The organism is Nostoc sp. 2RC, assembly GCF_014222165.1.
Classification (GTDB): domain Bacteria; phylum Cyanobacteriota; class Cyanobacteriia; order Cyanobacteriales; family Nostocaceae; genus Nostoc; species Nostoc linckia.
In genome coordinates, this window is the sequence record NZ_JACKZU010000314.1 from 1 (window position 1) to 9,858 (window position 9,858).

Here is a 9,858-nt window from a genome sequence, read left to right on the forward strand (position 1 = left end):
ACTGTCAATACTTATTAAGTAGTCAAATTAATTATACAATTACCAATTTGGCAGAGCATTTAGAGACTATTAGCCATGATGCAATTAACTACTATTTGAAAAGCGAAAAATTAACACCTCGGTTACTATGGGATAACGTGAAAGAAGTAGTTGAGCATGATGTGAATGGTTACATAATATTTGATGATAGCGTTTTAGATAAAAGGTATTCTGAAGAAATAGAAATAGTCAGAAAACAATATAGTGGTAATGAGCATGGTGTCCTCAAAGGAATTGGTGTAGTTAGCTGCGTGTATGTCAACCCTACTCTTCAAAAATTTTGGGTAATCGATTACCGCATTTTTAATCCTGATATCGATGGTAAAACCAAGATAGACCATGTAAAAGACATGCTGCAAAACCTTGTATATCATAAGCTTTTACCATTTGATACTGTTTTAATGGACACATGGTATGCTGTACATAGTTTAATGCTTTATATTGATAGTCTAGAGAAAATTTATTATTGCCCTTTAAAAAATAATCGGTTAGTTGATGATACATTTGGAAAAGAGAAATATAAACGGATTGAATTATTAGATTGGAGCAAAGAAGAATTAGACTGTGGTAAGATAATCAAAATTAAAGGGTTCCCAGCTAATAAAAAAGTGAAACTTTTCCGGGTTACTGTTTCTACCAACAGAACGGATTATATTGCCACTAACGATTTATCTCAAAGTTCCACGGATGTTGTACAAGAGGTGTGTAAGATTCGTTGGAAAATCGAGGAGTTTCACAGGGAGATTAAACAATTAACTGGCATTGAATCTTGTCAATGTCGTAAAGCTAGACTCCAAAGAAATCATATTGCTTGTGCAATGTTAGTTTGGGTTAGGTTAAAGAATTTAGCCTATCAAACTGGTCAAACTGTTTATCAAATTAAGCATAATTTGCTTTCTAATTATTTAATTCAGCAACTGAAACGCCCAAGTATTCTTATGTGCTTGGTTTGATTTAAATTGTCGTGTAGTAGGGTTACGCCCCGCCCGCTATTTGTGCCAGTTGCGTAAGTCCTGACCAATTTGAATAATGATTGCAATCCCATAAGCTTGCCCTGTAAACAAACAGAATTCAGGAGTCAGGAGTCAGAATTAAGTTGGGTATTCTGTATGACTGGCGGATAGCGTTCGCTTTAGCGTCTCATAGATAAGCGGTAGCGGGGCGTTTAGCCAATTCTGATTTCTGAATTCTTCTTCAATACAATCTAAAATTCAAAAAGGTATTAGTGCTGACAAAGTAAATAATATTATCTTAGTTAACCTGTTCTAAATCCTGCCTAACAAGCTGCTTTTGTCAACATTAAAATAATTTACTTAGTGGAGCGGATAAACCATCAAGACTGACGAGATTTTTCTGTTGTTGATATTCTCTAACTCCCTGTTCGCCTTTTTTACTAGCCCAGTTTACTAGAGTTTCGCGCTGGCCTCGATAGTCATACAGTGGCACGCCAAAACCACAAGAGGTTTGTACTTTTTGGATATCCGCGACGATAATTTGACGAGTTCCAGGTATTTCTGGAAATAGACAATACAATGAGTTCCACTCTGGAAAAGTCGGTAAAATTGTATTTCCTTGACCGTAAAGACGCAAAATACAAGCAGGTTCTTGAAAAGCGCAAAACATGAAAGTAATGCGCCCATTTTCTTGTAAATGCGCCGAAGTTTCGTTACTACTGCCTGTCAGATCTATGTAAGCTACTCGCTTGGGAGAAAGGATGCGAAAGCAATCCAAACCTTTCGGAGACAGGTTAATATGACCTGTAGGACTTAACGGTGCAGAGCCAACAAAAAAAATATGTTGGGCGCTAATGAAGCTTTGCAGTTCTTCAGTGATAGATTCAAAAAATTTAGCCATAGAATGTGTGATTTCTATTTGCAAATTCCCCTTGTTTTCAGCCTATGTCCAAGCTCAAAATCTAGCAAGGCCTATTTGCCAATATCTGATGAGCAGGGAGTTGTTGTGGGAGTTAAAATATGTAGCTGTAGCTTCCCACAACCTGGAGAATGAAGAAGTGGTTCGAGACGCGATTAACCCTAGTCTGTAGGAAATGTGGATGAATATTTATTTGATGTAACGACTGGCCATTTGTAAAGCATCGGCAATATCAACATCACCATCGCCATCAGCATCTAAGAAAGAATTGAGTACGGGATTACCTCCAGTTTGAGGATTTTGAGCATTAGCGCCTGACTGGAGAAAATTCAGGACTAAAGGTACTGCCAAAGGCAACAATTGTCGAATTACACTAGCATCTAACCCCGTGCGCTGGGCAGCAATTTCAGCCACTTGCTGTTGTATACCAGCAGAAAATAACGAATCCACTGCTTGGGGATTGGCAGAAGTACCAGCATATTGATTAACTAGAGTTTGTGCGGCTTCATTCCCATCTGTGGCTTGCTTGTGTTGTAAAGCCGAACGAACTTGACTACCGACAATTGACAAAACTGATTGGATGGTAGAAGGATCTGCGCCAGTGCGATCGCTCAGTTGATTTACAATGTTAACAATACTTCCTAATTGACCTAAGTTGCCTTGTTGATTAGGATTAGCAACAGCACCAAGAATTTGCTCGAAAAGTCCCATAAATTTGTTTTTTCCTGACTGCAAAAGATTCTGACTACACATGTAGATATAGAGACGTAGCAGTGCTATGTCTCTATATGTTGTTGATTATTATGAATAAATTTACTTTCACATGAAAGTACCCCAAGACAGAAAAATATTGATTTTTGTGAAGCTTTGTACACCTTTAGGGAATTTAAAAAAATAAATGTTGACTGTGAAGAGTCAACAATCAACAATAGCATATCTTTATTTAGGTGCGAGAAAGAGGCAGAGAAATTGTAAATTCTGTACCTCTGTCTAACTCAGACTCGCAGCTAATTTTACCTTGATGTTTTTCTACCACAATCTGATATGCGATCGCTAGCCCCAAACCAGTACCAATTCCTCGTGGTTTAGTGGTGAAAAAGGTTTCAAATATTTTGTGTAAATTTTCTGGTGAAATCCCAGAACCATTGTCTGCAATTCGCACGATGACCCAATTATTCTGACACAGTTCTGTGATAATAGTAATTTCAGCTACAAATTCTGGATTCTCGGCTGCTTTTTCTTCTACAGCATCTATGGCATTGCTTAAAAGATTCATAAATACCTGATAAAGTAAACCTGTATAACCTGGAATTGGAGGAATTTCTCCATAATTGCGAAGCAGGTTAATACCATTTTTCAGGCGATTGTTCAAAATTAATAATGTATTATCTAGACAAGCATGTAAGTCTAGTAACTGCGCTTCCCTTTCATCTAAGCGAGAGAAATCTTTTAAACTACGGACAATTTCTCGCGTACGCTCAGCACCGACTTTCATGGAGTTAAAGAGTTTTGGTAAATCTTCTAATAAAAACTCTAAATCAATTTCTTCTGCTAAAGTTTGCAAAGCAGGTGAAGGCTGAACTACTTCGGCTTGATATGTTTGCAGTACTGTTAATAAATCGTCAGTATAGGTTTTTGCATGTACGAGATTGCCAGAAATGAAATTTATGGGATTATTAATTTCGTGAGCTACCCCAGCTAACATCCGTCCTAAACTGGACATTTTTTCACTTTGAATTAATCGTGCTTGATTTTCGGCTTGTTGTTCTGCTAAAAGCTGCTTTACTTGTTGAATTAACTGATTGAGAGAGTTGGCTAATGCACCAACTTCATCATCTGTACTGATAGGCGCTTGCAAATCAAAATTAGCTTCTTTGGTAACTCTTTGGGCAATATCTGTAACCGCGTTAATCGGACGGGCGATGATACTACTTGTGTAGAAAGCCAGGATAGTTGCCATCGCCACTGACAGCAGTATACTAGCAAGAATAATCTGAGTTTGTATTGAGGCAGCTTTTTTTTGAGCTATATCAGCTTCTTGTTGAGTTTCTTGAACTGTGATGGCAAACTCAGTTAAATCATGTCCAAATTGATAAAACTTCAAAGCATCTTGACTTTGACTGAATTTTGAGATTAATTGCTGGGCTTTTAATGCTCCCTGTGGCTGGGAACTTAATGGCAAAATTTGTCTAATTAGCGACCTGAGTTCCTCAAAATATACGGTTATTGAGTCGTCATGCTTGAGCAGTAGTGATTGCAAATCTTCTTGGACATGACTTTGACTAAATTCCTCCATCTGAGAAAGTAATGTTTCAGCTTCAGCTAAATCTCTTTTGAAATGAGATATGCCTCTTTGCAAAGCTTGTGGCTGCTGTAAAAAAGGGACTATTTCTTGCTGATGAATCTGTATTTCTAACAATTCTCCTTGGAAACTATTTAACAAGTTTTTTTCTTCATCTGCCAACACCATTTTTTGTCTAGCTTGTTGTAAATAGCGATCGCCAATTACCAACCCTGCTATCGTCCCCAAAACTGCAATTCCCAAAGCTAGTCCGTACCCAAAAAAAATTTTTTGCCGAATACTCCGCTGGTGGAATACTTGTTTAACCCAGTTAGAGTATCTTAATTTAGGTATGGCAGTCATGATATAACTCGCTGTTGAATTAGCTAGAGAGTCGGGAGTAGGAATATAAACACAGAAATCACCAGCGTCAGCTTTTGGGAAGGGAACTCTGGAGAAATGCGGTAAGTAAAACGAAATTTGATACAAAATGCGCTATCAGTTTACCAAAAGTTGCTTTTTTTTACCCTGGTAAAAAATACTGAAAGTAGAATTGACCAATTTATTTAGATGATAGTTGTCTTTCTCCACCTTGCTTTCCTTCCCTACACAGCGATTAATTATTTTTTTAATCCCCAGTCAACAGTCATCAGTCCCTTTTACTTTTTAATTTCCTTGTGAATCTGATAAAAAATACTGAAACTATTAAGATCGAAAGCATGTGCCTACTTCATATCAACTAATTTGTGCCAGCCATGCCTCTGTCACGTATCGTAACGCTGATTATCGGTCTAATCGTCATTTTGGGGCTAGCTTTATGGCTAATTGATTCGCTATCGCGGCTTTATTGGCAATTGTCCTATTCGCCGTTGTTAGGCAATTTGCTGTTATTGCTGCTGATTGTGCTGATTGGAGGGTTGGTTGCGGCTTTTGTTTATTATGTCCTAGTGCTTCAAGCTGGGGAAAAGCGATCGCGCCGCAGTCGTTCCCGTGTGACTCCAGCGCAAATCCCAGCTGGTAAATCTGATGCAGCTTCTACAACTCTCCAAGCTGTGCGCCAACAGGTAGCGCAAATTCAAGATGAAGTCGCACGTCAAGCTTTGTTAAGTCGATCGCGGGAAATTGAAGCCAACCTCGCACGGGGTGAAATTCAAGTGGTGGTGTTTGGTACTGGTAGTGCTGGTAAAACTTCCCTGGTAAATGCCATCATGGGACGCATGGTGGGTCAAGTAGATGCACCGATGGGTACAACGCAAGTTGGCGAAACTTATTGTCTGCGATTGAAGGGATTAGAACGGAAAATTTTAATCACCGATACACCGGGAATTTTAGAAGCCGGTGTAGCGGGGACGGAACGAGAACAAATGGCGCGGGAACTAGCCACGGCAGCAGATTTATTATTGTTTGTGGTGGATAATGATTTACGACGCTCAGAATACGAGCCTCTACGGGGATTGGCGGAAATTGGTAAGCGATCGCTTTTAGTTCTCAACAAAACCGATTTATACACAGATGAAGACAAAGAAGCCATCCTCGCTAGGTTACGCCAACGGGTGCGGGGATTTATTGCTACTAATGATGTAGTGGCGATCGCTGCTAATCCCCAAACTGCACAACTAGAAACCGGCGAAACCTTCCAGCCAGAATCAGATATTGTTCCTTTGTTGCGACGCATGGCTGCTATTTTACGCGCTGAAGGTGAAGATTTAGTAGCCGATAACATCCTTTTACAATCTCTGCGCTTGGGTGACGAGGCGCGAAAACTCATCGATGGTCAACGCCGCCGCCAAGCTGACAAAATTGTAGAACGCTTTCAATGGATTGGTGCTGGTGTTGTGTCGGTGACCCCTGTACCAGTGGTAGATTTATTAGCAACCGCCGCCGTTAACGCTCAAATGGTGGTAGAAATTGGTCGAGTATATGGCTGTGAATTGAATATGGAACGGGGACGAGAATTAGCCCTTTCTTTAGCAAAAACCATCGCCAGTTTAGGCATTGTTAAAGGAGCAATTCAATTATTATCTACAGCATTGCAACTTAATGTTGCTACCTTTATTATCGGCAGAGCAATTCAAGGTGTGACCGCCGCTTATTTAACGCGAATTGCTGGTAAAAGCTTTATTGAATATTTTCGTCACGACCAAGATTGGGGCGATGGGGGAATGACAGAAGTTGTACAGCGACAGTTTCAAATGAATCGCAGAGATGAATTTATTAAAGCTTTTATTCAGGAAGCCATTGCCAAAGTAGTGAAGCCATTACAAGATAAAAGTGAGGCGATGGAAGAAGAAGAGACGAAAGAAGAGTTACGCTAGCACTTATATTCAGTTTGTTGATTGTTGACCGTTGACGGTTAACTGTTAACAGTCAACGAACAATAGTAATTCCCTGAAACTAATACCAATACCAATTTGAAAAAATAATGCAACACGTAGACAAGACCCCTCCCCTTGGCAAGGGGAGGGTGCCGTCAGGCGGGTGGGGTATCTGTCGCAAACATTTTTTGAATCGGTATAAGTTATGAAAATCTGATTATAAATACTAGCGATCGCTAAAACTTACTTATATACGTTTAAATACCTGTTATTTATGATATATTAATCACCAGGAATTAAAGAATGCTGATTTTAAAGTTAATCTTTATTTTGAAATAATCAAATAATTGAACTAATAATGAAACCAAAAAGTAAAGCAAAGAAACCAATAGCCAGTCTTTCTTTGGATCTAGATAATATTTGGTCTTATCTAAAAAATCAAGGCGCTCCGGGTTGGGAAAGTTTTCCTTCTTATTTGGATATTGCAGTACCGCGTTTTTTAGAAATTCTTGAGCAATGGAATTTAAAAATCACAGTATTTATAGTTGGTCAAGATGCAGCCCTAGAAAAAAATCGTCAGGCAATACAGGCGATCGCTAACGCCGGCCACGAAATCGGCAACCATTCATTCTACCACGACCCCTGGCTACACCTGTATTCCGAAAATGAAATAGAAGAAGAAGTAGCGCAGGCCGAAGAACATATCAAGCGCGTCACTTATCAACACCCCGTAGGTTTCCGGGGGCCTGGATACAGCTTTTCCCCAGCAGTATTAAAAGTTTTAGCACGACGCGGTTATGAATATGATGCTTCAACTTTTCCCACAATTTTGGGGCCAGTAGCACGAGCTTATTATTTGATGACTTGTAAACTAAGCAAGGAAGAACGCAAAAAACGCGAAGCTTTGTTTGGTAGTTTCAAAGATGGTTTGCAACCTCTAAATCCCTACCAATGGCACATGGGTAAGGATAGACTAACTGAAATTCCTGTCACCACCATGCCAATTTTTAAAGTGCCAATTCACTTCAGCTACATCATGTATTTGACTAGATTTTCTAGCGGTTTGGCATTATTTTATTTGAGAATTGCTTTGTGGCTGTGTAAACTTACACGCACCCAACCATCGTTATTACTCCATCCCACAGACTTTTTAAGTCAAGAAGATGTGCCAGAGTTATCATTTTTTCCTGGTATGGATGTCCCCACCTACAAAAAACTGGCAGTGGTGAATAAAAGTTTAGAAATGATAACCAATCAATTCAATGTTTTGACTGTTGGACAACACGCCAAGTCTGTAGCAGGTGTGCGACAACTACCTGTATTAGTACCTCAAAAAAGGTAAAAGTAGCGCCATACCGTAATGTGATGATCGATTAATGATTTTCAACCTCTGAATGTGTTTCTGTTGCAGCCTGTTCTAGTCGTGCAGACATCATTTGTTTTTGCTGTTCTTGTAACCAAGCTTCAAACAGTTCATTCAGGAGGCGGGCTTTCATACTTTCATCCAATTGTGCGGGGATAAATTTTTCTAGCCGCAAAATTACAAACCATTCAGCAATGCGGGTAGGAGGTAATATTTGACCTGGTTGACTGCTAGAGAGCATTTGCACCATCACCGGATGTAGCGCATTTAATTCTACTGGGCCTACTAAACCACCAGTTTGGGCTTCTGGCCCCAGTGAATACTCCCGTGCTAAGTCAGCAAAAGAGTTTTCTTTTGCTTGAATGCGAAAATAAAGTTCTTGAGCAATTCCCACATCCTGGGTTCGCAGTAGGGAATAAATTACTCTGTCGAGTTTTGACTTGGACTGAAAAAAGTAAGCTTCTAGCTTATTACCCCAAGTGGCTTGCTTAAATTTTTCAATTTTCAGCTTTCTGGTGGTAATCGCTTCTAGTTGTTGGTAACTTAGACCCTGACGTGCCATCCAAGCTTGGATATCTTCCTCATTTTTCAACTGTTTCTCAGCGTAAAATTGCTGTTTAGCTTGGGCTACTTCTTCAGGTGTCAGTTCTATTGCCACATCGGTAGAGCGCGAGCTTTGGTCAATTGCTTCATCCACAATCAATTCCCGCTGTAATTGTGGCAGCATTTGGTAACTAGCTAGTAAAGAAATCAGTTCGCTAGCTGTAATTTTACGATTACCGATTTGGAGCGCTTCAGTCATTAGCTTTAATTTATTTCAAAGAATATATTGTTTGTGAAATAAGCTGTGCTGTAGCCGATTTACTGGAAACCTTTGCCTTAGTCCCACTAAGTCGGGTACGCTAACCTCAAGTTCAGAATTAGGGATTTCCAAGTAAAAAATATTCCATAGAAGACTGTTGACTGTTGATTGTTGACTGTTAACTGTGAATCATCAACAGTCAACACTTTAATCGGAATAACTTATTTTTTGGAGTTTCCTAATTAAATAGTAATTTCCTAACACACTTTAAAATATACAATTTCTGTGAGTTTTTATCAAAGATTCTACGTAAAAACTACCAGATGACGCACAAGAGCTTAAAGTTGATCTGGTAGTTTACGGAATTTGTTAAGATTCATAAAGATTTTTATCAACGAAAAAGACAGTATATAGTAAACTGCCTTTTCCAATCAATAATTTCCGGATCTCGCAGCCAAAGAATCGAGCATCTACAACGACTCTAAGTAGCTCAGAAGGTCTGCCATTTCTTGGGCACTAGGCTGGAACTTGGGCATTGGAGGCGTATCGCCACTAATGACTTGGTGAATCAGTCCATACCGAGACTTGTGCTTAGATACAGCTTGTAAACTAGGCCCTACTCGCCCATCTGCCTCCAAGCCATGACAACCAGCACAATTGATTTGAAAGATAGCGTGTCCTTGAATTGGGTTTCCTGTTAAGGATAAAACGCTCTTGACATACGGATCGGAGGCTTGAACCAAGTGAACGCCAAAAAAGCCCAAGGGCACTGCTAACAGAACGACCAGCACCAATAAAATAATGCGCTGAATCAAAATTTCGGGTTTGGTAATCTGATTATCCAAAAGGTTTGCTGTGAAAGTTATAGGTGTGCTAAAAAAGTTTTCATTTCCTACACATAGCTTAAAAGTTCTTCTTTGTGTCTGCAAGCACAGAAGACTATTTTAATCTGGATAGCCCTCCTGAGAAAAGACTCTAGCGCAGAGGATTCATACCAAATTTGGTAAAATCAAAAACGGGAAACAAATATTGAATAACTGCAAAAAGGAACTTACAGTGATTGAACCCCTGCTCTCAGGCATTGTCCTTGGTCTAGTTTTCGTCACCCTTGGCGGACTATTTTACGCTGCATATAAGCAATACAAGCGACCCAACCAGCTGGGAGGGTGAGGACTGGGGGCTGGGG

The 9,858-nt window shown here is 39.7% G+C and carries 9 protein-coding genes; 4 read left to right on the forward strand and 5 right to left on the reverse strand.

All coding sequences use genetic code 11. The features are described from left to right. On the forward strand, positions 1-992 hold a 992-nt coding region (locus GNE10_RS26395; RefSeq protein WP_185568231.1), incomplete at its 5' end, for a transposase. Positions 993-1,338: 346 nt separating this feature from the next. Here GNE10_RS26395 and GNE10_RS26400 read toward each other — a convergent pair. The 3 genes from GNE10_RS26400 to GNE10_RS26410 form a co-directional block, all read right to left on the reverse strand. After that, entirely contained in the window at positions 1,339-1,893 is a 555-nt protein-coding gene (locus GNE10_RS26400; protein ID WP_185568234.1) for a pyridoxamine 5'-phosphate oxidase family protein, read from the reverse strand. A 207-nt stretch (positions 1,894-2,100) separates the two neighbouring features. Then, positions 2,101-2,622 (reverse strand): DUF937 domain-containing protein, encoded by a 522-nt coding sequence (locus GNE10_RS26405; protein WP_185568237.1) that lies wholly within the window; start codon positions 2,620-2,622, stop codon positions 2,101-2,103. A gap of 232 nt (positions 2,623-2,854) precedes the next feature. After that, positions 2,855-4,555 (reverse strand): ATP-binding protein, encoded by a 1,701-nt coding sequence (locus tag GNE10_RS26410; protein ID WP_185568240.1) that lies wholly within the window; start codon positions 4,553-4,555, stop codon positions 2,855-2,857. A gap of 392 nt (positions 4,556-4,947) precedes the next feature. Here GNE10_RS26410 and GNE10_RS26415 point away from each other — a divergent pair, with 392 nt between their 5' ends. Next, entirely contained in the window at positions 4,948-6,507 is a 1,560-nt protein-coding gene (locus tag GNE10_RS26415) for a YcjF family protein (RefSeq protein ID WP_099068654.1), read from the forward strand. 358 nt (positions 6,508-6,865) lie between these two features. Then, positions 6,866-7,849, forward strand: coding sequence for a polysaccharide deacetylase family protein (locus GNE10_RS26420; protein ID WP_185568243.1), 984 nt, complete (start codon positions 6,866-6,868; stop codon positions 7,847-7,849). Positions 7,850-7,880: 31 nt separating this feature from the next. Here GNE10_RS26420 and GNE10_RS26425 read toward each other — a convergent pair whose 3' ends face one another. Together GNE10_RS26425 and GNE10_RS26430 are read right to left on the reverse strand one after the other, a co-directional pair. After that, complete coding sequence (locus GNE10_RS26425) at positions 7,881-8,672, reverse strand: peptidylprolyl isomerase (protein WP_185568246.1); 792 nt, start codon at positions 8,670-8,672, stop codon at positions 7,881-7,883. 470 nt (positions 8,673-9,142) lie between these two features. After that, entirely contained in the window at positions 9,143-9,517 is a 375-nt protein-coding gene (locus GNE10_RS26430; RefSeq protein WP_099068721.1) for a cytochrome c, read from the reverse strand. Positions 9,518-9,728: 211 nt separating this feature from the next. On the opposite strand from GNE10_RS26430, the gene petG reads away from it, so the two are divergent. Next, entirely contained in the window at positions 9,729-9,842 is a 114-nt protein-coding gene (gene petG, locus GNE10_RS26435; protein WP_099068651.1) for a cytochrome b6-f complex subunit V, read from the forward strand. Positions 9,843-9,858: the final 16 nt, after the last annotated feature.